Raw genomic sequence first — 24318 nt, 5'->3', positions numbered from 1 at the left:
TGGATCGCCTGTTGGTCGCGGCGACCGGTGGACCGGTTCGCAGCGCGGGGACTATCGCCGCCGGGCAGCGTCGGACTAGGCTACCGCTGGAACCTGAATCGCCGGCCGCGCCGGCAACGGAGGACATCATGGCGGAGACGGCGGTCGGCGGCCACGCGGCGGCCCGCAAGGCGTGGCCGGTGTTTCGCTCGCTGCAGGGCTATGGCCTTGCACTGCTGTCGCGCGATCTCGTCGCCGGCCTGACGCTCGCCGCCATCGCCATCCCCGAGCAGATGGCGACGTCACGGCTCGGCGGCTTCGCGCCGCAGATCGGCTTCTTCGCCTTCCTCGCCGGTGCGCTTGCCTTCGCGGTGTTCGGCGGCAACCGCTTCCTGTCGAGCGGCGCCGATTCCACCATCACGCCGATCTTCGCCGGTGGTCTTGCGCTGCTCGCCACCGCCGGCTCGCCCCAATATGCCGCGCTCGCGGTGGCGCTGTCGCTGATGGTTGGCGTGGTCCTGATCGCCGGCGGCCTCTTTCGTCTTGGCTGGATCGCCGACCTGCTGTCGGTGCCGGTCACGGTCGGGTTCCTGCTCGGCATTTCCATCCACATCCTGATCTCGCAGTTGCCGGCCGTGCTCGGTCTGCCCGGGCCGGAGGGGCCGATGCTGGCGCGGCTGTGGACGCTGCTGTCGCATCTGGGCGACGCCAATCCGTTCACCGTGGTGATCGGGCTCGGCGTGCTCGCGATCATCGTGGTCACGGAGAAGATCGATGCCAAGATACCCGGCGCGTTGATCGGGCTGGTCGCCGCCAGCGCCGCGGTGGTGTTCATGGGGCTGGAGGCGCGCGGCGTCGCCGTGCTCGGCGAGTTGCATGGCGCGCTGCCGCGGCTGACACTGCCCGATGTCGGGATCATGGAGTGGGTGCATCTGGTGCCGCTGGCGCTGATCATCGCCATGGTGGTGATGGTGCAGACCGCCGCCACCACGCGCTCGTTCCCGTCCGATCCCGACGTGCCGCCGGATGTCGACCGCGATTTCATTGGTGTCGGCGCCGGCAGCGTGCTGTCCGGACTGATCGGCGCGTTTCCGGTCAACGCCAGTCCGCCGCGCACCGCGATCGTGTCGGAGACCGGCGGACGCTCGCAGATCGCCTGTCTCGCGGCGGCCGCGATCGTGCTGGCGCTGTTGGCATTCGGCGCGGCGCTGCTGCGCCATGTCCCGAACGCAGCGCTCGGCGGCGTGCTGCTGTTCGTGGCGTTGCGCATCATCCGCGCGAAGCAGATCGCGACCATCTTCCGTCAGTCGCTCGGCGAGTTCCTGCTGATCGCGTCGACCGCCGCCGCCATCATTCTGTTTCCGATCGAGCAGGGCGTCGGCATCGGTATCGCGCTGTCGCTGCTGCACGGCATCTGGAGCACGACGCGGGCGCGCGCCCATGTGTTCGAGCGCGTGCCTGGCACCTCGATCTGGTGGCCGAAGAGCCCGCACATGCCCGGCGAGAACGAGCCGGGCGTGCTGGTGATCGGCTTCCAGGCGCCGCTGTCGTTCCTCAATGCCGAACACTTCCGGCGCGACGTCGTCGCGTTGCGCCAGGCCGCAGCGCAGGCGCATCTCGTCGTGCTGGAAGCGACTGGCGTGGTCGAGATCGACTTCACCGCTGCGCAGGTTCTCAAGGACCTCATTCGCGCCTGTCACGAGGACGGCGTGATCTTCGCGATCGCGCGGCTGGAGTCGGAGCGTGCGCAGACGGCGCTGACACGCTTCGGCGTCGACGACCTGCTCGGCCCCGACCGCCTGTTCCACAGTGTGGAGCAGGCGGTACAGGGCTGCAGGCCGCGCTAGAGCATTTTCGAGCGAAGGGGGCACGGGTTCGCTGGAGGAAAACGCTGCGGGCAACAAGCCCGGGCGCGTTCGCGTTGCCATCGGACGCGAATGCGCTCGCGGCTTGCGTCAGAACTCCGCATGGGCGCGCAGCGCCATGATGGAGACGGGTCCGCGGTCGGCGTTGTAGGCGGGGCTGGCGACGAACTGGTAGTCCAGGGTCACCGTGCTCCAGCCGTTGACCCGCCAGGCGTAGTAGGCCTCGAGGATCTTCTCCATGCTGTAGTTGATCCGGCCGTCGCCGATCAGCAGGCCGGTGCCGCCGGCCGCCAGGAAGTCGCGATGCGCGACCGACAGGCCGTTGAGCGCGCCGCCGATGCCGATGGTATCGTCGGGGCGGCCCCAGGCGCGGCCCTTGATCGAGACGCCGCCGGACAGGCTGCGGTCGATGTCGGTGAACGACAGGATCTCGCTCTTGCCGTCGTTCCAGCTCCAGCGTGCGAACACGCCGATGTCCTCGGTCACCGCCTGCTCGAGGTTGGCGTAGTAGCCGTATTTGACGCGGTTCTCGCGGATGCTCGCCATGGCGTCGTTGATGGCGATGGTCGGATCGACGGCGACGATGCCGAGCGCGTCGCGATAGGTGCCGGTGTTGCCGCGGTTGGCGAACACGCCGAACCTCAGCTTGCCGCCCTGGCCGAGGATCGTGTGACGTTCCTCGAATTCCACCACGCCGCCGGCGCCGCCCTTGTAGAGGAGCACGTCGCTGTTGGGCGCTTGCGGCACCTGGAAGAAGCCGGCGCGCACCGCCCAGTCCTTGCGGTTGAGGTCGACCACCGCGCCGCGGGTGAAGCCGGGCAGGTCGGCCGGGAAGTCATAGGCGCCCGACGACCAGATCGCCCAGTTCATGAAGTCGGCGCGCGGATCCTTGGCGTAGGCGTTGCCATCGAAATAGTCGCCGACGGCGAAGCGGCCGACGGTCAGCGTGACGCGGTCGATGTCGCGCTTGCCGGCAAGCTGCATCGGGCCGTCGGCGACCTCTTCCTGCTCGCCGCCGAGGCCGAAGGTCTGGCGGAAGATGTAGCGCTGCGGCCTGAACTTGGGGTAGTCCGCGCCGCCCTTCTGCGCTTCGCCATTGGGGAAGCCGCCGATGCCGAGCGTGCCGTTGAGGCCAAAGCCCTGGGCGAGTTCGGGATTGAAGTAGACCTCGCCGCCGTCCCACAGCCGCCAGCCGAGGAATGCGTCCATGGTCAGCGTTTCGCGGGCCTGGCCGCCACGGGGCAGGCTGCTCGCGCCCTCGTAGGGCGAGCGGATCGACGGATAGCCCTGCACGATGAAGGTGGTCTGGCCATGCACGTTCCAGTCCCGCGACGGCGCCGGGAACGGCAGCGCGGAGAGCGGCGCTGCCGAGCCCGCGGGCGTGTCCCACAGCCGGTAGTTCAGGCCGACCGTGACGGTCTGGATTTTCGGATCGACGCCGACACCCGGCAGCGCGAGGCCGTCGACGGCGTACGTCCTGCGGCCGAGGTCGAGATAGTCATAGGCGATGCGGGCGCTCCACGGCCCGCCGACCGCGAGCTCGACGCCGGCGCCGGCGCTCCAGCCAAGATGCAGGCGCTCGCGCGACGACAGCGGATTGCCGCTGTCGTCATAGCCGATCATCTTGCTCTGGCCGAAGGCAAGGCCGGCGGCGACGTAGGGCAGCACCGGACCGAACGCATAGCCGAGACGGGCGCGCGCCGTGCCGGTGAAATCGAGCGTGGTGTTGTATGGCGCCGGCGCCAGCCGTGACTGGTCGACCGGGCTCGACAGCGAGATGTCGGCTTCGACGCCCACCACCCAGTTGTTGCGGAGCTGCAGGTTGTAGCCGCCCTGAAAACCGGCGATCAGTCCGGTCACGGTCGGATCGACGAATACGCCCTGGTCGGGAATCGGCAGGGTGTTCGGGCCGAGGCTGCCGGTGCCATAGCCGGCATGGCCGCCGAGATAGAAGCCCGTCCAATTGTAGAGCGAGGCGGCGGGCGCCTTGAGCGGCAGCGCCGGCGCTGGCAGGTCGGCGCCGAGCGCGCTGGTGGCGATGATGGCCTGCAGGCCGCCGACGGCCAGGTGAATACGTTTCATGGGATCCTCGAAGGAGATCGGTGTTGGTGCGTGCGTTCGGCACGCGGTGATGCGGCGCGCCGGCGGTGGCCGGCGCGGTGGGAGGAGGCGAGGCGCCCGCGGGCGGGCGCGTCAGTCGCGGTTGCAGACCGAGCGATCGGCGTTGCGGCGCGGCCCGAGCAGCAGCGCCGCGCCCAGCCGCTCCAGCCCGCTCGCGAGCGCGAGCGCGACACGGAGCGGGCCGCGCGGGAAGCGGCAGGCGATGGCGGTGCGCAGGGTCAGGCTGGCGAGTTGCAGCATGAGCCGTGCGCTCCATCGGCTGAGCGCTCCCGGCGTGCCGGTCATGCGCCGGCCATCGCGAGCTGGACGATGCGCACCAGCACGAGGCCGCCGGCGACGACGAGGTAGCCGCGCAGCACCAGCATCCAGATCCGGCTGAGCGGGCTGAGCTGGGCACGGGGCAGTTCGTCAAGCGGCGGCATGCGCCAGGTCGCGGGATCCGGCTGGCGCGCCGTCACCGCGAAACGCGGCTTGGGCACGCTGGTGTCGTACAGCTTGATCAGCGCGGTGACGATGATGCCGAGCGCGCTGCCGCCGACCAGGATGCCGGTGATCCAGTTCTCGTTGATGTCCGGGAACAGCACCGATGCGGTGAGGATGATCGAGAGCATCACGAGCCCGGCCACCACGGCGCCGGTGAACAGGTTCAGCATGCGCGAGTTCACCCAGGGGCCCAGCACGGCCTTGTCGTTGCACAGCAGCAGCAGGAACACGGTCGCGCTCGGCAGCAGCACGCCCGCGAGGGTCTGCACCGCGTTGGTGAGCAGGCCGAGCGGCGTGCCCGGCGTCAGCACCAGCACCGCGGCCAGCGCGATGAGGCCGAAGTAGACGCCGTAGAAGCCTTTGGCCTCCTTCGGCTTGCGGTGCAGCGAGTGCTTCAGCGAGAACACGTCGCCAATGGCGTAGGCGGTGGACAGCGACACCGCGGCGGCGCCGATGATGCTGGCGTCGAGCAGGGCGATGGCGAACAGGGTCGCCGGCAGGCGGCCGTAATAGGCTTCCAGCCCCTTCGCGGTGCCGAGCGCGTCGGTGTAGTTGCCGAACTCGGGACGGCCGGCGAAGGTCGCCGCGCAGAAGCTCATCATCGCCACCGCGCCGAGGATCACCAGCACGATGCCGAGGCACAGATCCCAGCGCTCGTAGCGGATGAAGCGCGGCGTGATGCGCTTGTCGACGATGTAGCTCTGCTGGAAGAACAGCTGCCAGGGCGCCACCGTGGTGCCGACAATGGCGATAATCAGCAGCATCACCTCGCTGAGCTTGGCGTCCTCGGGCATTTTCGGCACGAAGAAGTCGCGGGCGATCTGGCCGACCGGGGGATGCACCATCAACACCACCGGCACCAGCAGCAGGCTGCCGACGACCAGTACGATGGCGAAGCGCTCGAAGCGGCGGAAGTTGCCGGTCGAGACCGCGAGCATCACGATCAGAGCCGACGCCGGCACGCCCCAGGCCTGGGGCAGGCCGAGATAACTGAGCGCGAGACTGACGCCGATGAACTCGGTGACCAGGGTGAGGGCGTTGAGCAGGAACAGGTCGATGACGCTGAAGGCGCCCCAGAACTTGCCGAAGCGTTCGAAGATCAGCCGGGCGTGGCCGACGCCGGTGACCGCGCCGAGCCGCACCACCATCTCCTGGTTGACGTAGAGCACCGGGATCAGCAGCAGCAGCGTCCACAACAGCGTGGTGCCGTAGTTCTGGCCGGCCTGGGTGTAGGTGCCGAAGGCGCCGGCATCGTTGTCGCCGACCATCACGATCAGGCCGGGGCCGATGATCGCCAGGAGGGTCTTGCAGCGGGCCCACAGGCCCGTGCGGGGGCCATGGTCGGCCTGGCGGATGGTGCCCAGCGCACCGTGAATGTCGCCGACATGGGCGTCGTCGAGCACGGCCGTGCGCGGCATGTGCAGGTTGGTATCCTGGAGGGTGGTCATGATGTCAGTCCATGATGCGTGGATCGCGGCCGCACGGCAGGCGCGATCGGAAAGGGGATGACGTTGTCGCGCGCGGGCGCGGCCGTGCGGGGCCGGTCCGCGGCGGAGCGCGAAGGTGGCGTCGGGGATACCAGCAGCGCGACGCCGAAGCCGGCGAGATGGCGGACGAGGCCGCCGCTCTCGCGGATGATGGCGATGGCGCTGGTGAGGACGGGCGCGAGCGCGCCCGCGATGGGATCGTTGGATGCCGCCGTGCGCGGCGGCTGCCGGTGTGCGTTGTCGATGCCGGTCATGGCGATCTCCCGTGTTCGCCCGTGCCGTGACAGCCGGCACCGAGGCGAGCGGGAGCGTCAGGCGCTCATGCGGCCTCGGCCGGATCGCGTCACGGCCAACTGCTGAAGGATGAAGTGTCCCGAAGGGATTCCCGTCGCCACGCCGGATCGGCGGGCGACGGGACGACTAGGTCCCTCGTCCATGCGGATCTCCTGCGCTTATCCCGCGGCGCGCCGCGGCGGTTGGTGGGGAAGGGGCGGCACCGCCGCGCGCGAGCGTCCGTCGCGCGGCGCGGTGCTGTCGTCGACCTCCCAGTGGCAGGCCAGACGTCCGCCGTCGGTCAGGATCCAATGACAGACCAGCACCGGTTTTGGAATCCGGCGCTGGCCGGCCGAGCGGCGAAAACCCGGCTGGTTGTCATTGGAAACAGTGGTTCGGATGGCCGTCGCCACGCCGCCGACGCGGCGCGGGCCAAACGGCCGAAATTGTGCGAGTTTTTCGAACATCGCTCACCTCCACATCCGCATCGTGCGGCAGGTCGGTGAGGCAGGGCGGTCAGCGCGCGGCGTAACCGTCAGTGCTCACGCGGCCGGGGCCGTCGCGATCGGAGCTGTTGTCGTATGGCAGGGCGAAGCGGCCTATGCCGCCGTCGCTACTGCCGGAGCTGCTACTGCCCAAGGTCGTACGGAGTCCTTCGTTGGGTGCTGATCGGAAGGCGGCGTGGTCATCATGTCGATGGCTGTGCCGCTTCCATCCGGAACAAAATGTCCGGAACAATTGGCCAGTACGCCCGCCCCAAAGGCCTGTCAAGCGCTTTTCTGCATCCAGGGGGGAGGATAGGTCATATCCTTGGGGGAGGATCGATGGTATCCTGCCGGCAGGATAGGAGAAACAATGCCTGACAACCATCATCCCGCCATCGTCAAGCGGCTCAAGCGCGCCGACGGCCACCTGCAGACCATCATCCGCATGATCGAGGAGGGCAAGCCGTGCCTGCAGATCGCCCAGCAGCTGCAGGCGGTCGAGGGCGCGATCGAGAACGCCAAGAAGGCGCTGATTCACGATCACATCACGCAGTGCCTGGAGCAGCCGCTGAAGTCCGCCGGCCCCGCGGCGCGCGCCTCGCTCAAGGAATTCAAGCTCGTCACCAAGTATCTGTAGGCCGCCGGATCCGCAGAACGCGATTCGCCGGGCGCATGTCCCGCGCGGCGCCGACGGGAACCACGGGCGTGCGGCGGCAAGTCGGTTGCACGGAGGGGGGTCCGGCGTGCCGCGGGCGGCGTCTTGCGACATCTCGTCCCCGGCACAACCGCCGCCGCGTCGCCGTGGTTCGTGCCCGGCGTGCGCGGCCGGCTCGACCGGACGCCGCGGTGATGCTTCAATGGACGGATCATCGGCGAGCCTCGCCACAACCGGTCCTTCCAGCATCACGGCATCCACTCATGGTCCATCATCATCTCCACGCCAGCCCCGAAACCTGCCACTGGGGCTTCTTCGACGCGGCCCTCAAGCCGGTACTCACGGTGCGCAGCGGCGACGAGGTGACGATCGATACGCTGAGTGGCGGCCCCGACGTGCTGCCGGACAAGGCGCGCTTCACCATCCCGCCGGCGCTGTACGATATCCATGCCCGCAGCGAGCGCATGCTGCCCGGCCACATCCTCACCGGACCGGTCGCGGTGGAGGGCGCCGAGGTCGGCGACGTGCTGGAGGTCGAGATCCTCGACATCCGCCTGGCGCAGGACTGGGGCTGGAATCTGATCCGCCCGCTCGGCGGCACGCTGCCCGACGATTTCCATGAGGCGCGGCTGCTCAACATCCCGCTCGATGCCGCACGCATGGTTGGCCGCCTGCCATGGGGGCTCGACCTGCCGCTGTCGCCGTTCTTCGGCGTGATGGGCGTGGCGCCGCCGCCGGCCTGGGGCCGCATCACCTCGCTGGTGCCGCGCGCCATGGGCGGCAACCTCGACAACAAGGAACTGGTCGTCGGCGCCAAACTCTATCTGCCGGTGTTCGTGCCCGGCGCGATGTTCTCATGCGGCGACGGCCATGGCGTGCAGGGCGATGGGGAGGTCTGCATCACCGCCATCGAGACGGCGCTGCAGGGGCGCTTCGCCTTCACCCTGCGCAAGGACCTGCGCTTCACCTATCCGCGGGCGGAGACGCCGACGCATTACATCACCATGGCGATGGACCCGGACCTCGACCAGTGCGTGGTGCGGGCGCTGCGCGACATGATCGTGCTGCTCGGCGAGGTGCGCGGGCTGTCGCGCGAGGACGCCTACACGCTGTGCAGCCTTGCCGCCGACCTGCGGGTGACTCAGACGGTCAACGGCTCCAAGGGGATCCACTGCATGATCGCAAAGACGGTCGCGCACGGCTGATAGGGGCGGCGGCCGCCGTCCCGCCGCCTCCGGTCAGCCTTCCAGCACCGCCGCGTCGAAGCGGCGCAGCGCCGCCAGCGCGTGGGCGAGGGAGCCGCCGGCGCGCACCGCCGCGGCGACGAAGGCCGCTTCGGCCAGTTCCTCGGCGGTGACGCCATGGGCGCGAGCGTGACGGGTGTGCACCTCGATGCAGGTCATGCATTGCGTCGTCAGCGCGACGCCGAGCGCGATCAGCTCGCGATACTTGCGCGGGAGGACGCCGTCGGTGCGTTCGGCGGCGCCGTTGAACGCCAGGAAGGCGCGGCCCTCGGGGCTGGCGAGCGCGAGCAGGCGCGGGGTGAGGTCGAGATCACGGGTGCTGTCGGTCGGAGTGGTTTGGGTCGGAGCGGCTTGAGTTGGCGCGGCTTGAGTTGGCGCAGCTTGGGTCGGGGTCGGCTGGGTCATGGCGGGTTCCTGAGGTTGGCACGGTCACCGCCAAGGGAGGCGCCGTAGCCGCCGACCGGTGCGCCGGTTCGGCAGAATTTTTCGGCACGGTCGCGAACCGGTCGTGCCGCTCGCCGCCTCTGTTGGCCATCACCCTCACGGAGGCACCGACCCATGATCGATCTGAAGAACATCCATCTGAAGAACCTGCGGGCCCGGGAGTGCTGGTCGCGCGCCGCGCTGGGGCTGGCGCTGATCGCTTGTGCCGTGACGGCCGCCTGGGGCGGCGCGCTCGGCTGGGCGCTGCTCGCCGCCGGCGCCACGGCGCTGTTGACGGCGTTCCTCGGCTTCTGCCCAGTGTGCGCCATGGTGGGACGCAGACCGCAGCCATGATGGCCGAGCCCGATCTCATCGCCGCCGCCCGTGATGGCGACGGCGCCGCCATCGCGCGCCTGCTGGCCCAGGCGCAGCCGGATATCCGCCGCTATGCCCGGTACAACTGCCGCACGGCGAGCGATGTCGAGGAGGCGGTGCAGGAGGTCCTGATCCTGCTGTACCGCAGGATTGCGACACTGCGTGCCATCGGCGCCTTCTCCGGCTGGCTGGCGACGATGGTACGGCGCACCTGCTGGCGGCTCGCTCGCGGCCTGACGGGCCTTGCGGTGCCGATCGAGGACGCAGAGGTCGCCGGGCGGTCGGCGACCGCATCCGATGGCGAGCTGCGTGTCGATCTCGCCCGCGCCATCGAGGCGTTGCCGGAACATTATCGTCGCATCGTGCTGCTGCGCGACGTCGAGGAACTCACCATCGACGAGATCGCCGCCGCGGTGTCGGCGAGCCGCGAGGCGGTGAAGGCACGATTGCACCGCGCCCGTGCGTTGATCCGCGACTATCTCGCGGCTTGAGTTGCGGAACCGGCGTGCGCCACCGCCGGTTCCCACTCCGTAGGAGATCAGTCGCGAAAACGTGATGATTGCGGCGGGAACGAAGTGCGCGCGACATGTCGTTTCAAGAATGTTGCGCCCGCGCCACAATCGGCAAGAAGAGAAAAATGTCCGGGGAACGCGGAACAATATCGTGCGTTGTTTCCGCGATCATTCACGAACGTTGTTTCGAGCATATGGGGATCGTCATGAAAAAGCTTGCTCTCGCGGCGCTTGGCGCAGTCGCATTCGCCTCTTCCGCCGTTGCGGCCGACCTGCCGGCCCGCGTCTACACCAAGGCGCCGCCCCCGGCCTACATTCCGCCGCAGATCTACAACTGGACCGGCTTCTACATCGGCGGTCATGTCGGCGGCGCATTCGGCGGCAGCTCGGCGTTCGGCAATAACGACGGCCGCTTCCTGGGTGGTGTGCAGGTCGGCGCCGACTACCAGTTCGCGAGCAACTGGGTGCTCGGCATCGAGGGACAGTACTCCTGGACCGATCGCAACACGTCGTCGGTGGCTTTCGTGCCCGGCGGCTTCACTATCTCCGACCGTGCCAGCAATCTCGGGTCGGTGACCGCGCGTCTGGGCTACGCCTGGGGCCCGGCGCTGCTGTACGTCAAGGGCGGTGTCGGCTTCCGCGACGGCAACGGCGTGTGGGATACCGACACCCTGCTCGGCACCGCGCGTCCGTTCACCGTCAGCCGCAACACGGTCGGCTACACGGTCGGCACCGGTCTCGAATACATGTTCACGCCGAACTGGTCGGGCAAGGTCGAGTACCAGTACTACAATTTCGGCAAGACCAACGTGACCGACACGATCAGCGGCACGACCATCGGCTACACGCCGGATGTCCACACCGTGAAGGCGGGCATCAACTACCGCTTCAACTGGGGCGGCTGAGCCTGCAAATCTCCGCTCATGAAAAAGCCCGGCAGCGCCGGGCTTTTTTTTGTGGCTCGCGTTTTTGGCCTGCCGTTCGCGGCAATCCTGCGCCGTGCGGCCGCTCACGGACGCCTTGGGATGTCCAGGCCTCGCTGCACGGCCGGGCGCGCCAGCCCGCGCTCCAGCCACGCCGGCACGCGCGAAAGGCTCTTGTAGTCGACGAGTTCGCCGGCGCCATAGAAGCCGACGAGGTTGCGTACCCAGCCGAGCGTCGCGATGTCGGCGATGGTGTAGTCGTCGCCCATGATCCAATCACGGCCGTCGAGGCGGGTCTCAAGGACGCCGAGCAGACGCTTGGATTCCGCGACGTAGCGCTCCAGCGGCCGCTTGTCGGCGATGTCCTTGCCGGCGAACTTGTGGAAGAAGCCGACCTGGCCGAACATCGGGCCGATCGCGGCCATCTGGAAGAAGACCCACTGCAGCGTCTCGTAGCGCGCGGCGGCATCGGTCGGCATCAGCTTGCCGGTCTTGTCGGCGAGGTAGACCAGGATGGCGCCGGACTCGAACAGCCCCAGCGGCTTGCCGCCGGGGCCATCGGGATCGATGATCGCGGGGATCTTGCCGTTCGGGTTGAGGGACAGGAATTCCGGCGTCCAGCTCTCGTTCTTGCCGATATCGATGGTGTGCGGCTCGTAGGGCAGGCCGATCTCCTCCAGCATGATCGACACCTTCACCCCGTTCGGGGTCGGCAGCGAGTAGAGCTGCAGGCGGTCGGGGTGCTGCGCGGGCCAGCGCCTGGTGATTGGGAAGGCAGAAAGGTCAGGCATATCGAACTCCACGGCGGGCGACCTTGCGGATCGCGGGATGCGGCCCGGACCATAGCGGCGCGCGGCGGCGGCGCAAGCGGTGCGTCGCAGCCTCAGGCGTCGGCGAGACGATGCAGCACGGCGTGGAAGCTGATGCTGCGGCTGCCCACCAGCGCCGTGCCATGGACGGCGGCTCCGCCCGCATCGTGGTGGCCGGAGAAGCCGACACTGACATCGCGCTCGCCGAACAGCGGCCGCGGGCCGTCGGCAGGGGTGTGCTGGTGGGTGACCAACTCGCCGCGCCACTTGTCACCGGTCACGAGATAGCGGCCGGTGTAGTAGAAATGGCTGTCGCCGCCGGCCAGTGCGCCATCGCGTAGCACGATCACGCCGGTAGCGCGCCCCCTGACGCCGTCGCGCATCTCGATCCGGATCGCATAGAGCCCGTTTCGCACTGCCGCCCCCGTCCGGCGCCATTCCCGGCGCACGGGACCGTGAGCGCCGTCATGTCGCGGCAGCAGTTGTAACAGGGGGGCGCGATCGCCGACAATCGGCCCGCCGCCCCGGTCGCTTCCGGAGGCGAACGACGGGAGAAGCCATGAACCATCGCAATCTCGGCCGTAGTGGCCTGAAGGTCTCGCCGCTGTGCCTCGGCACCATGATGTTCGGCGACGCCACCGACGAGGTCACGTCCGCCACCATCGTGGCGAAGGCGAAAGACGCCGGCGTCAATTTCATCGATACCGCCGATGTCTATGCCCAGGGCCGGTCGGAGGCCATCGTCGGCGGCGCCATCGCGGCGCAGCGCCACGACTGGGTGCTCGCCACCAAGGCGGCCAACCAGATCGGCGAAGGCGTCAACCGTCGCGGGTTGTCGCGCAAGTGGTTGACGCAGGCCGTCGAGGAGAGCCTGAAGCGGCTCGGCACCGACTATGTCGACATCTACTACCTGCACAAGGAAGACCACGGCACGCCGCTCGAGGAGACGGTGCGGGCGATGGGGGATCTCATCCGCCAGGGCAAGGTGCGCTACTTCGGTGTCTCGAACTATCGCGCCTGGCGCGTGGCCGAGATCTGCAACATCTGCGATGGCCTCGGCATCGATCGCCCGGTGGTCAGCCAGCCCTACTACAACGCCATGAACCGCATGCCGGAGGTCGAGCAGTTGCCGGCGTGCCAGTTCTACGGCCTCGGCGTCGTGCCTTATAGTCCGCTGGCGCGCGGCGTGCTGACCGGCAAGTACGCACCCGACGAGCGGCCGCAGCAGGGCACGCGCGCCGGCCGCAACGATGCGCGCATCCTGCAGACCGAGTGGCGACCGGAATCGCTGAAGCTGGCGCAGACCATCCGCGCCCATGCGGAGGCGCGCGGCATCACCGCCGGGCAGTTTGCGGTCGCCTGGGTGCTTAACAATCGCCTGATCGATGCGGTGATCGCCGGGCCGCGCACCGAGGCGCAGTGGGACGACTATGTCGCAGCGCTCGACTATCGCTTCACAGCCGAGGACGAGGCGCTGATCGACAGCCTCGTGGTGCCCGGCCATCCCTCGACGCCGGGCTACAACGATCCGGCCTATCCGATCGAGGGCCGCCGTCCGCGCACCACGCCGCTCGACTGACCCGCGCATGGCCGCGGGCGATCGTTGCCCGCGGCCCTTGCCAGTGCGGCGTTTCCCGTCTATGGGCATGGTCACCATCACGAGTTGAGCTGACGCTCAACGCCAACCTGCTCCCGAGCAAGGTGGCGGTCCCCGGTCTGGGGAGATGCGGCCGATCCGGCAACCAAACGGGCCCAAGCCACATCCGCGCGTCTGGTCTTCCCGGTCGATGGCCGTCACGAGGAAAGGCGCAGACATGACCGAACTCCAGCAATTCGCCAGCGACAACTATTCCGGCATCTGTCCGGCTGCCTGGCAGGCGATGGCCGAGGCCAATACCGGTCACGCGCCGGCCTATGGCGACGACGTCTGGACGGCGAAGGCGTCGGATGCGTTCCGCGCGCTGTTCGAGACGCCGTGCGAGGTGTTCTTTGCTTTCAATGGCACGGCGGCGAACTCGCTGGCGCTGGCAGCGCTGTGCCAGTCTTACCACAGCGTGATCTGCTCGGAGACGTCCCATGTCGAGACCGACGAGTGCGGCGCGCCGGAGTTCTTCTCCAACGGCTCCAAGCTGCTCGTGGCGCCGGCGATTGGCGGCAAGCTGACGCCGCAGGCGATCCGCGCGCTCGCCACCAACCGCCGCGACATTCACTTTCCCAAGCCGCGGGTGGTGACCATCACCCAGCCGACCGAGACCGGGCAGGTCTACAGCGTCGACGAGGTGCGGGCGATCGCGGCGGCGTGCCGCGAGCTTGGCCTGCACCTGCACATGGACGGGGCGCGCTTCGCCCACGCCTGCGCCCATCTGCGCTGCAGCCCGGCGGATCTGACCTGGCGCGCCGGGGTCGACGTGCTTTGCTTTGGCGGCACCAAGAACGGCATGGCGGCGGGCGAGGCGATCCTGTTCTTCGATCCGAAGCTCGCGGAGGATTTCGACTACCGCTGCAAGCAGGCGGGTCAGCTCGCCTCCAAGATGCGCTTTCTTGCCGCGCCGTGGGTCGGCATGCTGGCGAGCGGCGCCTGGCTCGCCAATGCCGCGCATGGCAATGCCTGCGCGCAGCGCCTCGCGCGCGGGATCGCCGGGGTGGCGGGGCTCGAGATCATGTTTCCGGTCGAGGCCAACGCGGTATTCGTGCGCGCGGACGAGGCGGTGCTGGCGGGGCTGCGCGACCGCGGCTGGCGCTTCTACACCTTCATCGGTGGCGGGGCCCGGTTCATGTTCGCCTGGGACGCCGACCTTGCGCGGGTCGACCGCCTTGCCGCCGATCTCCGCGAGATCGCCGCCGCAGCGGGGGCGCAGGAGGGCTCCGCCTGACCGCGCCAGCACTGTGAAAATTACATTGGCCAAACCCGTCCTGCGGCCTTACCACATCCGCAGGACAACCGGCACGAGCCGCCCATGAGACTGTTGATCGTCGAGGACAATGTCGAGCTGGCGCGGCTGCTGGCGAAGGGGCTGGTCGCGGCCGGCTTTGCGGTCGACGTGCTCAACAGCGCGTCCGAGGCGCGCGCCGCGCTGACCACCACGCATTTTGCCGCGCTGGTGCTCGATCTCGGCCTGCCGGACGGCGATGGTCTTGCCATCCTCCGGGAGATCCGCCATCGCAAGGATCCGTTGCCGGTGCTGGTGCTGACCGCGCGCGATGGCCTGCAGGACCGCGTCACCGGCCTGCGCAGCGGCGCCGACGACTACCTGGTGAAACCGTTCGCGCTGGAGGAACTGGTCGCACGGCTGGAGGCGATCCTGCGCCGGCCGGGCCAGTTGCTCGGGCGCTCGCTGCATCTCGGCAACCTCGTCTACGACACCGAGAGCCGCCAGGTGTTCGTCGACGGCAAGCCCCACGTGTTCTTCGCCCGCGAGACCTCGGTGCTGGAGATCCTGCTGCGCCGCCAGGGCCGCGTGGTGCCCAAGAAGAACGTCGAGGATCACATCTTCGGGCTCGACGGCGAGGTCGCGTCCAACGCCATCGAGGTCTATGTATCGCGGCTGCGCAAGCAGCTCGCCGAGAGCGGCGCGAGCCTGCAGATCCACACCATCCGAGGCGTCGGCTACCTCCTGTCCGAGGACAAGTAGCATGCTGCGCTTTCCGTCGATCGCCTCGCGCATCGTGCTGCTGCACGTCGTCGCGGTGATGCTGACCGCGGTGGTGATGCCGCTGGTGCTGTTCTGGCTGCTCAACTCCGAGATCAGCAACCTGCACCGCGCCGCGATGCGCGACCAGGCCCAGGCGATCGCGCGCAAGATCAAGCCCGGCGCGGACGGCAAGCTGACGCTCGACCTGCCGCAGGGCCTGCGCGACCTCTACTCGGAGGCCTACGGCCGCTATTTCTACGACGTGATCGATCCTGCGAACGGCGTGCTGTTCTCGTCGCGCCACGACGGCGCATTGCTGTTTCCGGTGCCGCCGGCGTCGGAGCGCTTCAACTACCAGGAGACGCAGCGCAACGGCCGCATGGTGTCGGGTGCGAGCGTGCTGCGTGACGTCGGCGGCCGCAAGGTCTGGATCCAGGTCGCCGAGGACCTGTCGCACCGCGACGTCATCACCGACGACATCGTCGCGAACTTCTTCCGCCATGTCGGCTGGATCACGCTGCCGATCCTGCTGCTGCTGCTGGCGATCGATATCGTCATCTTCCGCCGCGCCATGCGTCCTTTGCTGCAGGCGTCTGAAGAGGCGCGGCGGATCGGGCCGGCGCGCACTGACGTCCGCCTGCCGCTCGAACGCATTCCCACCGAGATCCAGCCGCTGGTCGCCGCCGTCAACCAGGCTCTGGAGCGCCTCGCCGCCGGTTTCCGGGCACAGCGCGAGTTCACGGCCGATGCCGCCCACGAGCTGCGAACGCCGCTCGCTATCCTGCGCACCCGCATCGACACGCTCCCCGACCGCAGCGTGGTCGCCGATCTCAACCGCGATATCGACGGCATGGGGCGGATCGTCGGCCAACTGCTCGACATCGCCGAGCTCAATACGCTGGTGGTCGATCCGGCGGAGACCGCCGATCTGCCGACGGTCTGCGCCGATGTCGTCGAATTCGTCGCTCCGCTCGCGGTGGCGCGCCACAAGAGCATTGCGCTGCGCAGCGCTGCGCAGGCGCTGGCCGTGCGCGGCAACGCCGAGATGCTGCGGCGCGCGATCCGCAATCTCGTGGAGAACGCCGTGCATCACACACCGGCGGGCACGACGGTCGAGGTGGTGGTAGAGGCGGATGGGACGGTCAGTGTGCTCGACGAAGGGCCGGGGATTCCGGCCGAGCAGCGCGACCTGATCTTCGAGCGCTTCTGGCGCAGCGACCGCCGTCGTCCGGGCGGCGCGGGGCTCGGGTTGTCGATCGTGCGCCGCACCGTCGAGCAGTATGGCGGTTCGGTCACGGTCACCAACCGTGCGACCGGCGGCGCGCAGTTCACGCTCGCTCTGCGCCCGATCAAGGCCGGCGCCTGAGTTTTCGCGGCAGCAACGGTCGGCGCGCCGCGGGGACGGCGCGCCTCTGCAGCACGGCTAGATGCGCGGCTCCAGCGGGCTCCGCGTCATGGTCTGCCGTTCACCGATGAACACGGCGCTGAGTGCGCGGGCGCGGAAGTGCTCGAGCACGAACAGACGGATCGCCGATGACAGGTTGTTGGTCTTGCGATGCTGATCGATCACCGCAATCTGTGTCGACAGCGTCATGCCGCGGCGCGATGCAATGTCCTTGAGGCTGCGCCAGAACGCGTCCTCGAGACTGACACTCGTCTTGTGACCGTCGACGACCACAGAGCGCTTCACCACAGCGAACTCCTTGTCGACCGGCAGCACGACGGAATCGGCGAGATGTCTTTCGGTTTCCATGCCCAGCTCCTTCTCCAATTCGTTCCCAAATCGGTTGCCGTGCAGCTGGTTCGCGTGGCCAAGCGCCATCGCTTTCGTGCGACGAATCCTCGCCGGACGCGAACCGTTGCGCGGTAAGAATGGAGGGAGAGAGAGGCGCAGTCGGCGCCTGTCTCGGCCCCGTCGCATCGTTCCTTTTCAGGCCATGCGATGCGATGCGGGTAAAACGTAACCCACTTCGTCTACCGTTGATATTCGGTAAACAACCTAGCCGGGTTCACGAATCCGGGGGAGACCGTCAGGTGTTTTCCTGATGGGAGATCTGCGCAACGCCATCCACCCCATCGCTCACCTTCACGTGATCGTTGGACTTCACGTGACCGTTGGCGCGCTTGCGGAAGTGATCGAGCACGAACAGGCGGATCGCAGACGAAAGATTGCCCTGCTGGCGATGGCCATCGATCTCGCCGACGAGTTCCGACAGCGTGAGATCGCGCTCGCTGGAGATCTCCTTCATGCCACTCCAGAACGCCTCTTCGAGGCTGACGCTGGTCTTGTGGCCGGCGACGACGATCGAGCGCTTGACGACGGGAGACTTCATGATGCGTCTCCGCGATCGATGTGATGCTGGTCGAGCAGCGCTTCGTGTCGACGCGCCTTCGCGTCATCGATGGCTCGCTCGTTCTTGCTGCGTCCGAACTTCGCACGATTGGCTTCGGCTTCCTTTTCGGCCTGGACCCGCGCGGTTCTTTTTCTGACGCGATTGAGGTTGACGACTTCGCCCACGGTCACTCCTCTGAGACCGGTCTGGCGCATTCTCCCGGAACACCCGAGAGCCGTCCACCGCCAGACCTTCCCGTTCGATACACGCTCTGCGTGTATAAGTCTCCGTCTTAACCGGCATTTCACGGCAGGGTCAACCGTCGACTTTAGTCGCTACCCCTGCCGCCACACCATGCAGCCATGGCTATGTCGTATCAACATTTGGTGTGTCCAGATCAACCTGGCTGCGTCATTTTGTCCGGCTGCACCAACTGATCGAATTCCTCGGCGGTGACGAAACCGAGGCGCACGGCTTCCTCGCGCAGCGTCGTTCCGTTGGCGTGCGCCGTCTTTGCAACCTTTGCGGAATTGTCGTAGCCGATCCTGGGCGCGAGCGCGGTGACCAGCATCAACGAGCGCTGCATCAATTCGTGAATCCGCTTCTCGTCGGCACGAATTCCGCTGACGCAGTGATCGGTGAACGAGCGCGATGCATCGGCGATCAGCCTGATTGATTGCAGCATGCAATGCGCCAGCACCGGCTTGTAGACGTTGAGTTCGAAATGGCCCTGGCTGCCGGCGACGGTGATGGTGGTCTGGTTGCCGAACACCTGGCAGCACACCATGGTCATTGCCTCGCACTGCGTCGGATTGACCTTGCCCGGCATGATCGAGGAGCCCGGCTCGTTCTCCGGCAGGATCAGTTCGCCGAGGCCCGACCGCGGACCGGAACCCAGCAGGCGGATGTCATTGGCGATCTTGAACAGGCCGGTGGCGGCGGCGTTGATCGCGCCGTGCACCGCGACATAGGCGTCGTTCGACGCCAGCGCCTCGAACTTGTTCGGCGCGGTGACGAACGGCAGGCCGGTGATCGCAGCGGCATGCCGGGCAAAGCTCTCGGCGAACCCCGGCTTGGCGTTGAGGCCGGTGCCGACGGCGGTGCCGCCCTGCGCCAGCGCATGGAGTTCGTGGCTGGCGGCGCGAATGCGTGCGATGGCGCTCTCGACCTGGGCGGCGTAGCCGGAGAATTCCTGGCCGAGGGTCAGCGGCGTCGCGTCCTGGGTGTGGGTGCGGCCGATCTTGACGATGCCGGCGAATTCCTTCTGCTTGGCGACGAGCGCGCCATGCAGATATTCGAGCGCGGGCAGCAGGTCCGCCGCGATGCGCTCGGCGGCGGCGATGTGCATGGCCGTCGGGAAGCTGTCGTTCGACGACTGGCTCATGTTGACGTGATCGTTCGGGTGCACCGGCTTCTTGGTGCCGCGCTCGCCGCCGAGCAGCTCGTTGGCGCGGTTGGAGATCACCTCGTTGACGTTCATGTTGCTCTGGGTGCCGGAGCCGGTCTGCCACACCACGAGCGGAAAGTGATCGTCGAGGGTGCCGTCGATGACCTCGCGGGCGGCGGTGATGATCGCGGAGGCGCGCTGGTCGTCGAGCAGGCCGAGTTCGCGGTTGGTCTCGGCGGCGGCGAGCTTGACGATGGCGAGGGCACGGACGATCGGCAGCGGCATGCGCTCGACACCGATCCGGAAGTTGTTGCGCGAGCGCTCGGTCTGGGCACCCCAGTAACGGTCGGCGGCGACCTCGATCGGGCCAAAGGTGTCGGTTTCGGTGCGGGTTGCCGTCTTGTCGTGGGATGCGCTGGCCATGAGCCCTTCCGTTGTCGGTGGACGCGGGGCATCGGCACGGGGCCGCCCCCGGTTCCTACCTAATGACGGGCGCAGCCGGGCGGAAGCCGCCCGGACCAGAATTGATCAAAACAGGGACGGTCGTCGCGGCGCGGCGGCTATTTCTTGCGGAAACGGTCCAGGCGGACCACTTCGGCGCCCTCGGTAGGCTTGGCCGGCTCGGCCGCGGGTTCTTCCACCGCCACGGGGGCGGTCGGGGCGGGGGCTGCCGGCGCCTCGGCGGCGGTGTCCTCGGCCTCCGAGGGCTCGAACTGCAGGCCGAACTGCACCGAGGGGTCGAAGAAGCTCTTGATGGCGCTGAACGGGATCGACAGCCGCTCCGGCGTGCCGCCGAACGACAGGCCGACCTCGAACCGCTCGTCGGTGACCACGAGATCCCAGAACTGGTGCTGGAGGATGATGGTCATCTCCTCCGGGTACTGGGCGAGCAGGCGCGGCGACAGCTTCACGCCGTCTGCCCTGGTGAGGAAAGTGATGTAGAAGTGATGCTCGCCCGGCAGGCCCTGGGTGGCGGCATCCGCCAGCACGCGGCGCAGCACGCCGCGGAGCGCGTCGCGCGCAAGAACGTCATAGCGGATGAGATCGGTCGGCATCGGTTTGTCCAATGATAGCGGCAGCCGGGAGCGGCTGCGAACACAACAATACGCGAACGGGACCGAGACAAGGCGTCCGACTCGCATTTTGTTCCATGGTACTCCGCCGCGCCGCCGAGGTCAGCAGCCGAGAGGCCGGAACAGGCCGGTTTGGGGATAGCCCCGCCCCGAAAGCGCCGCGGGGGGGAGCGGTTCGGCCGTCTCACGCCACCGGACACCGGAAAATGAAGTGGAGGCTTCTGTTGCCAGGTGCCTCCGAACCCCGCCTAACGGAGCTTAACCCGCTAGGACTTTAAAGTGGTCTTTCAAACTGCGTTACGCAGCCTGAGCAACCGGAGCAAAGTTGTCGTTGGCAACTATTGCATAGCCCGATAACGGCGGAACAATCCCGGGAAAAAACACGCCCTTTACGCCCTCGTCGATCCTGTTTCGCCCCCGCCGAAACCCGCGCTGGCGCGGCGGGCTTGGGTGGAGGCGCCGGGTGCTGCCCCCGGGTCCGAATGGTTTATTGCGACGGCCATTTATTTCCATAGCCGGCGAACCGGCACCCCCAATATAGGGGGCAAAGGCGCGCCATGCAAAGGGAAGCTCCCGCCGTCGGCGGATGACGCCGCGCTGTTCACAACAGCTGCGACAATGTGACGGCCTGGCGCCGGATGCGGCGCGCGCACGGCGGCGCCGACCTATGTCAAATTGACAAAGCGTCTTCGCAATGATTTGCAGGTCGATACAAGAAAAGCAGCGCGAACCGCAGAGTTCGTGACGGGGATAGGGGGACGTTCATGGACAACGCGCCGGACCGTGCGACCGCACCGGTCGTCACCGTGCACCGCGGCGGGGTGCTCAATCCCGTCGGCTCCATCTCGGTCATCGCGCTCGCCTTCGGTCCCCAGCTTCTCGCCCTGGCGTTCTGGCTGGTCCGCTCGGTTCTCGCCTTCATTCCCGGCACGGAGGCGCTGTTCGGTCCGTTCGCCGCAGGACCGGCATTCGACATCGTCTCGCACCTGCTCGCCGATCGCACGCTGCTGACGGTGTATTCGCTGCCGCTGGTGCTGATCGCGATCTTCACCCTGTTTCCCCATCTCAGGGGGGCGCAGGACTATTATGGTGGCATCGTGCTGATCGCGGTGGCGCTGTTCGCGTTCTGGGCGTCGAACGACCTCAACGGCATGCGCGGCTTCTCGTTCGGGCCGGGCACGGCGCCGCGGATGTTCGCGGCCCTGCTCGCGGCGCTCGGCGTCGCGGTCGCGGCCGGAGGGCTCCTCGCCGACGGCGCGCCGCTGGCGCGGTTCTCCTGGCGTGGGCCGTTCTTCGTCACGGTGTCGATCCTGCTGTTCGCGGTTGCGATCCGGCCGCTCGGCCTCGTCGCGTCCGGCATCATCACCTTCCTCGTCGCCGCCATGGGCTCGCCGGAAACGCGCTGGCTCGAGGCGGTCATCGTCGGCGTGGCGCTGACCGCGTTCTGCGCCGTCCTGTTTCCCTACATGCTCGGGCTGTCGTTCCAGCTCTGGCCGCAGTTCCTGCAGTGAGGTCGTGATGGGGGACGTTTTCGCCAATCTCGGCCTCGGCTTCCATGTCGTTTTCCAGGTCGTGCAGTGGGCGCCGTCGTGGCTCGGCGGGCTGTCGATCCCGGTGCCGATGAACATCGTCTTTTGCCTGATCGGCGCGCTGGTCGGCACGCTGGTCGGCGTGCTGCCCGGCGTCGGCACCATCGCCACCGTGGCGATGCTGCTGCCGATCACCTTCGGCCTGCCGCCGGTCGGCGCGCTGATCATGCTCGCCGGCATCTATTACGGTGCGCAGTATGGCGGCTCGACCACCTCGATCCTGGTCAACATCCCCGGCGAGGCGACCTCGGTGGTCACCACTCTCGACGGCTTCCAGATGGCCAAGCAGGGCCGCGCCGGCCCCGCGCTCGCCATCGCCGCCATCGGCTCGTTCGCCGCCGGGTGCATCGCCACCGTGCTGATCGCCGTGCTCGGCGCGCCGCTGACCAAGCTGGCGCTGCAGTTCGGCCCGGCTGAGTATTTCTCGCTGATGGTGCTCGGCCTCGTGTTCGCCGTGGTGCTGGCCAAGGGCTCGGTGCTCAAGGCGATCGCGGTCATCGTGCTGGGCTTGCTGCTGTCGATGGTCGGCTCCGACATCGAGACCGGCGTGTCGCGCATGGCGTTCAACATTCCCGAGCTCGCCGACGGTCTCGGCTTCGCCACCGTGGCGATGGGGGTGTTCGGTTTTGCCGAGATCATCCGCAACCTCGACAACGGCGCGGAGGAAGACCGCAGCCTGGTGCAGGAGCGTGTCACCGGCCTGATGCCGACCAAAAAGGATCTCATCGATTCCACGCCTGCGATCCTGCGCGGCACCGTGCTCGGCTCGATCCTCGGCATTCTGCCCGGCGGCGGCGCCGTCATCGCCTCGTTCGCCGCCTACACCTTCGAGAAGAAGATCGCCCGGAACCCGTCGCGGTTCGGCCGCGGCGCCATCGAGGGCGTCGCCGCACCCGAGAGCGCGAACAACGCCGCGGCGCAGACCTCGTTCATTCCGCTGCTCACCCTCGGCATCCCGCCGAACGCGGTGATGGCGCTGATGGTCGGCGCCATGACCATCCACGGCATCGTGCCGGGGCCGCAGGTGATGCAGAAGCAGCCGGAACTCGTCTGGGGCATGATCGCCTCGATGTGGGTCGGCAACCTGATGCTGTTGGTGATCAACCTGCCGCTGGTCGGCATCTGGGTTCGGCTGCTGCGCGTGCCTTACCGCCTCATGTTCCCCTCGATCGTGATCTTCTGCGCCATCGGCATCTACTCCATCAGCAATTCGCCGATGGACGTGGTGATGGCCGGTGCGTTCGGCCTTGTCGGCTACTGGCTGGTGAAGCACGACTTCGAGCCGGCGCCGCTGCTGCTCGGCATGGTGCTGGGGCCGCTGATGGAGGAGAACCTGCGCCGCGCCATGCTGATCTCGCGTGGCGATGCCACGGTGTTCTTCACGCGGCCGCTGTCGGCGGCGCTGATGGCGGTCGCGGCCTTCCTGCTGGTGATCGCGGTGCTGCCGGCGCTGCGCCGCAAGCGCGAGGAAGTATTCGTCGAATCCGAGAACTAGGGCAGGTTCTTGCGGGATCGTTCGCGGCCGGCCGCACCATGCGGGCCGGCCGCGCTGCGTTTTGAGGAGCTGTCACGCTGCGCGGCTGCGGCGGTTTGGCCGGTTACGCGCCTGCGACAACTCTGCTAGGCCAACGTAACGACAAATTTCGGGAGGGGCTTTTCATCATGTCTTTTCGCAGCCTTATGGCGCGCTCGCTCGGTGCGCTCACCATTGCCGCCGCCTTCGTCGGCAGCGCGTCCGCGCAGGACTATCCGACCCGCCAGATCACCATGATCGTGCCGTTCGCGGCCGGCGGGCCGACGGACGTGGTGACGCGCATCGTCGCGAGCCACATGGCGCAGACGCTGGGCCAGGCGATCGTGATCGAGAATGTCGTCGGCGCCGGCGGCACCACCGGCGCGACGCGCGCGGCGCGGGCGCAGCCCGATGGCTATACCCTTATCACCGGCCATATGGGCACCCATGCGGCCGCGGTGCCGCTTTATCCCAAGCTCGCCTACAATCCGGAGAAGGACTTCGAGCCGATCGCGCTGCTCGCGGGAACGCCGATCCTGGTGCTGGCGCGCAAGGATTTTCCCGCCAGCGATCTGACGGGCTTCGTGGCCTATCTGAAGGCCAACACCGACAAGATCAACATGGCCCATGCCGGCGTCGGCTCGGTGTCCCACGTGTCGTGCGAGCTGTTCAACTCCATCGTCGGCATCAAGCCGACCGGCGTGCCGTTCAACGGCACGGGTCCGGCGATGAACGCGCTGGTGGCGCAGCAGGTCGACTACATGTGCGATCAGGTCGTCAACGCGGTGCCGCAGATCAAGGGCGGCACCATCCGCGCCTATGCGGTGGCAACGCCCGAGCGCAATCCGTCGCTGCCCGAACTGCCGACCTCCGCCGAAGCCGGCCTGCCGGCCTATCAGGCGTCGGCCTGGAATGCGATGTTCGCACCGAAGGGCACGCCCGAGGCGATCCTGGTCAAGCTGAACGCTGCTGCGGCGAAGGCGCTGGACGACGACAATGTGCGCAAGCGCCTGCTCGAACTCGGCAGCGACATTCCCAAGCCCGAGGGCCGCACCCGCGAGGCGCTCGGAGGGCTGGTGAGGAGCGAGGTCGCCAAATGGAGCGCGGTGCTCAAGGCGGCGCAGAACTGAGGATCTCCCAACGGCGGCCAGCGGCCG

General features: G+C 67.8%; 26 protein-coding genes, 1 other RNA gene and 1 riboswitch. Of the genes, 13 read left to right on the top strand and 14 right to left on the bottom strand.

What is annotated here, in order from left to right; translation table 11 throughout:
- Nucleotides 1-128: 128 nt before the first annotated feature.
- Nucleotides 129-1826 (top strand): SulP family inorganic anion transporter, encoded by a 1698-nt coding sequence (locus JQ639_RS14015; protein WP_211967132.1) that lies wholly within the window; start codon nucleotides 129-131, stop codon nucleotides 1824-1826.
- Between the two features lie 108 nt (nucleotides 1827-1934).
- On the opposite strand, the gene JQ639_RS14010 is transcribed toward JQ639_RS14015, so the two are convergent.
- The 5 genes from JQ639_RS14010 to JQ639_RS13990 all read right to left on the bottom strand — a co-directional run bounded on the left by JQ639_RS14010 (nucleotide 1935) and on the right by JQ639_RS13990 (nucleotide 6675).
- Nucleotides 1935-3926, bottom strand: coding sequence for a carbohydrate porin (locus JQ639_RS14010; RefSeq protein ID WP_211967133.1), 1992 nt, complete (start codon nucleotides 3924-3926; stop codon nucleotides 1935-1937).
- A 111-nt stretch (nucleotides 3927-4037) separates the two neighbouring features.
- A complete protein-coding gene (locus tag JQ639_RS14005; protein ID WP_211967134.1) occupies nucleotides 4038-4205 on the bottom strand; it encodes a hypothetical protein in 168 nt (55 codons plus the stop codon).
- 41 nt (nucleotides 4206-4246) lie between these two features.
- The gene (locus JQ639_RS14000; RefSeq protein WP_211967135.1) at nucleotides 4247-5896 is read right to left on the bottom strand and encodes an NRAMP family divalent metal transporter; all 1650 of its coding nucleotides are present in this window, start codon (nucleotides 5894-5896) and stop codon (nucleotides 4247-4249) included.
- Nucleotides 5893-6189, bottom strand: coding sequence for a hypothetical protein (locus JQ639_RS13995; protein WP_211967136.1), 297 nt, complete (start codon nucleotides 6187-6189; stop codon nucleotides 5893-5895). Before JQ639_RS13995 ends, JQ639_RS14000 begins: the two co-directional genes overlap by 4 nt.
- Nucleotides 6190-6387: 198 nt before the next feature.
- On the bottom strand, nucleotides 6388-6675 hold the full coding sequence (locus JQ639_RS13990) for a hypothetical protein (protein ID WP_211967137.1): 288 nt from the start codon (nucleotides 6673-6675) through the stop codon (nucleotides 6388-6390).
- 388 nt (nucleotides 6676-7063) lie between these two features.
- Between JQ639_RS13990 and JQ639_RS13985 the strand changes: the two genes are divergently transcribed.
- Together JQ639_RS13985 and JQ639_RS13980 are read left to right on the top strand one after the other, a co-directional pair.
- A complete protein-coding gene (locus tag JQ639_RS13985) occupies nucleotides 7064-7330 on the top strand; it encodes a metal-sensing transcriptional repressor (protein WP_211967138.1) in 267 nt (88 codons plus the stop codon).
- A 281-nt stretch (nucleotides 7331-7611) separates the two neighbouring features.
- Nucleotides 7612-8553 (top strand): acetamidase/formamidase family protein, encoded by a 942-nt coding sequence (locus tag JQ639_RS13980; RefSeq protein WP_211967139.1) that lies wholly within the window; start codon nucleotides 7612-7614, stop codon nucleotides 8551-8553.
- 33 nt (nucleotides 8554-8586) lie between these two features.
- On the opposite strand, the gene JQ639_RS13975 is transcribed toward JQ639_RS13980, so the two are convergent.
- Nucleotides 8587-8997: a carboxymuconolactone decarboxylase family protein gene (locus JQ639_RS13975; RefSeq protein ID WP_211967140.1), complete on the bottom strand. Its 411-nt coding sequence runs from the start codon at nucleotides 8995-8997 to the stop codon at nucleotides 8587-8589.
- Nucleotides 8998-9150: 153 nt separating this feature from the next.
- On the opposite strand from JQ639_RS13975, the gene JQ639_RS13970 reads away from it, so the two are divergent.
- The 3 genes from JQ639_RS13970 (at nucleotide 9151) to JQ639_RS13960 (ending at nucleotide 10807) form a co-directional block, all read left to right on the top strand.
- Nucleotides 9151-9369, top strand: coding sequence for a YgaP-like transmembrane domain (locus JQ639_RS13970; protein ID WP_211967141.1), 219 nt, complete (start codon nucleotides 9151-9153; stop codon nucleotides 9367-9369).
- A complete protein-coding gene (locus tag JQ639_RS13965) occupies nucleotides 9366-9881 on the top strand; it encodes an RNA polymerase sigma factor (protein ID WP_211967142.1) in 516 nt (171 codons plus the stop codon). The genes JQ639_RS13970 and JQ639_RS13965 overlap by 4 nt, the downstream gene beginning before the upstream one ends.
- A 227-nt stretch (nucleotides 9882-10108) precedes the next feature.
- Nucleotides 10109-10807 carry an outer membrane protein gene (locus JQ639_RS13960; protein WP_211967143.1) on the top strand — a complete coding sequence of 233 codons (699 nt, stop codon included), beginning with the start codon at nucleotides 10109-10111 and terminating at the stop codon, nucleotides 10805-10807.
- Nucleotides 10808-10911: 104 nt separating this feature from the next.
- Here JQ639_RS13960 and JQ639_RS13955 read toward each other — a convergent pair whose 3' ends face one another.
- Nucleotides 10912-11616: a glutathione S-transferase N-terminal domain-containing protein gene (locus tag JQ639_RS13955; protein WP_211967144.1), complete on the bottom strand. Its 705-nt coding sequence runs from the start codon at nucleotides 11614-11616 to the stop codon at nucleotides 10912-10914.
- 92 nt (nucleotides 11617-11708) lie between these two features.
- Nucleotides 11709-12050 (bottom strand): GrlR family regulatory protein, encoded by a 342-nt coding sequence (locus tag JQ639_RS13950; RefSeq protein WP_211967145.1) that lies wholly within the window; start codon nucleotides 12048-12050, stop codon nucleotides 11709-11711.
- A 143-nt stretch (nucleotides 12051-12193) separates the two neighbouring features.
- On the opposite strand from JQ639_RS13950, the gene JQ639_RS13945 reads away from it, so the two are divergent.
- The 4 genes from JQ639_RS13945 (at nucleotide 12194) to JQ639_RS13930 (ending at nucleotide 16632) form a co-directional block, all read left to right on the top strand.
- The gene (locus JQ639_RS13945; RefSeq protein WP_211967146.1) at nucleotides 12194-13213 is read left to right on the top strand and encodes an aldo/keto reductase; all 1020 of its coding nucleotides are present in this window, start codon (nucleotides 12194-12196) and stop codon (nucleotides 13211-13213) included.
- A 69-nt stretch (nucleotides 13214-13282) separates the two neighbouring features.
- Nucleotides 13283-13390, top strand: a riboswitch (SAM-I-IV-variant riboswitch).
- 58 nt (nucleotides 13391-13448) lie between these two features.
- Entirely contained in the window at nucleotides 13449-14507 is a 1059-nt protein-coding gene (locus JQ639_RS13940; protein WP_211967147.1) for a threonine aldolase family protein, read from the top strand.
- Nucleotides 14508-14591: 84 nt separating this feature from the next.
- Nucleotides 14592-15266, top strand: coding sequence for a response regulator (locus tag JQ639_RS13935; RefSeq protein WP_211967148.1), 675 nt, complete (start codon nucleotides 14592-14594; stop codon nucleotides 15264-15266).
- 1 nt (nucleotide 15267) lies between these two features.
- Nucleotides 15268-16632 carry a sensor histidine kinase gene (locus JQ639_RS13930; protein ID WP_211967149.1) on the top strand — a complete coding sequence of 455 codons (1365 nt, stop codon included), beginning with the start codon at nucleotides 15268-15270 and terminating at the stop codon, nucleotides 16630-16632.
- Nucleotides 16633-16689: 57 nt separating this feature from the next.
- Here the strand turns inward: JQ639_RS13930 and JQ639_RS13925 are convergent, their stop codons facing one another.
- The 6 genes from JQ639_RS13925 to ssrA all read right to left on the bottom strand — a co-directional run bounded on the left by JQ639_RS13925 (nucleotide 16690) and on the right by ssrA (nucleotide 20626).
- Nucleotides 16690-17019, bottom strand: a complete 330-nt coding sequence (locus tag JQ639_RS13925) for a ribbon-helix-helix domain-containing protein (RefSeq protein WP_211967150.1) — start codon at nucleotides 17017-17019, stop codon at nucleotides 16690-16692.
- 277 nt (nucleotides 17020-17296) lie between these two features.
- The gene (locus JQ639_RS13920; RefSeq protein WP_249123208.1) at nucleotides 17297-17599 is read right to left on the bottom strand and encodes a ribbon-helix-helix domain-containing protein; all 303 of its coding nucleotides are present in this window, start codon (nucleotides 17597-17599) and stop codon (nucleotides 17297-17299) included.
- The gene (locus tag JQ639_RS13915) at nucleotides 17596-17784 is read right to left on the bottom strand and encodes a DUF4169 family protein (protein WP_211967151.1); all 189 of its coding nucleotides are present in this window, start codon (nucleotides 17782-17784) and stop codon (nucleotides 17596-17598) included. Before JQ639_RS13915 ends, JQ639_RS13920 begins: the two co-directional genes overlap by 4 nt.
- A gap of 212 nt (nucleotides 17785-17996) precedes the next feature.
- Nucleotides 17997-19409, bottom strand: coding sequence for a class II fumarate hydratase (gene fumC, locus JQ639_RS13910; protein WP_211967152.1), 1413 nt, complete (start codon nucleotides 19407-19409; stop codon nucleotides 17997-17999).
- A 137-nt stretch (nucleotides 19410-19546) separates the two neighbouring features.
- The gene (locus JQ639_RS13905) at nucleotides 19547-20041 is read right to left on the bottom strand and encodes an SspB family protein (RefSeq protein ID WP_211967153.1); all 495 of its coding nucleotides are present in this window, start codon (nucleotides 20039-20041) and stop codon (nucleotides 19547-19549) included.
- A gap of 228 nt (nucleotides 20042-20269) precedes the next feature.
- Nucleotides 20270-20626, bottom strand: a transfer-messenger RNA (tmRNA) gene (ssrA, locus tag JQ639_RS13900).
- Between the two features lie 197 nt (nucleotides 20627-20823).
- Between ssrA and JQ639_RS13895 the strand changes: the two genes are divergently transcribed.
- The 3 genes from JQ639_RS13895 (at nucleotide 20824) to JQ639_RS13885 (ending at nucleotide 24291) form a co-directional block, all read left to right on the top strand.
- Nucleotides 20824-21570: a tripartite tricarboxylate transporter TctB family protein gene (locus JQ639_RS13895; RefSeq protein WP_211967154.1), complete on the top strand. Its 747-nt coding sequence runs from the start codon at nucleotides 20824-20826 to the stop codon at nucleotides 21568-21570.
- A 7-nt stretch (nucleotides 21571-21577) separates the two neighbouring features.
- Entirely contained in the window at nucleotides 21578-23143 is a 1566-nt protein-coding gene (locus JQ639_RS13890) for a tripartite tricarboxylate transporter permease (protein ID WP_211967155.1), read from the top strand.
- Nucleotides 23144-23310: 167 nt separating this feature from the next.
- Nucleotides 23311-24291 (top strand): tripartite tricarboxylate transporter substrate-binding protein, encoded by a 981-nt coding sequence (locus JQ639_RS13885; protein ID WP_211967156.1) that lies wholly within the window; start codon nucleotides 23311-23313, stop codon nucleotides 24289-24291.
- Nucleotides 24292-24318: the final 27 nt, after the last annotated feature.

This window comes from Bradyrhizobium sp. U87765 SZCCT0048 (assembly GCF_018131225.1).
In the GTDB taxonomy this organism is placed as follows: domain Bacteria; phylum Pseudomonadota; class Alphaproteobacteria; order Rhizobiales; family Xanthobacteraceae; genus Bradyrhizobium_A.
The sequence above is the reverse complement of the archived record's forward strand: the minus strand, read 5'-3'. Positions and strand labels throughout refer to the sequence as shown.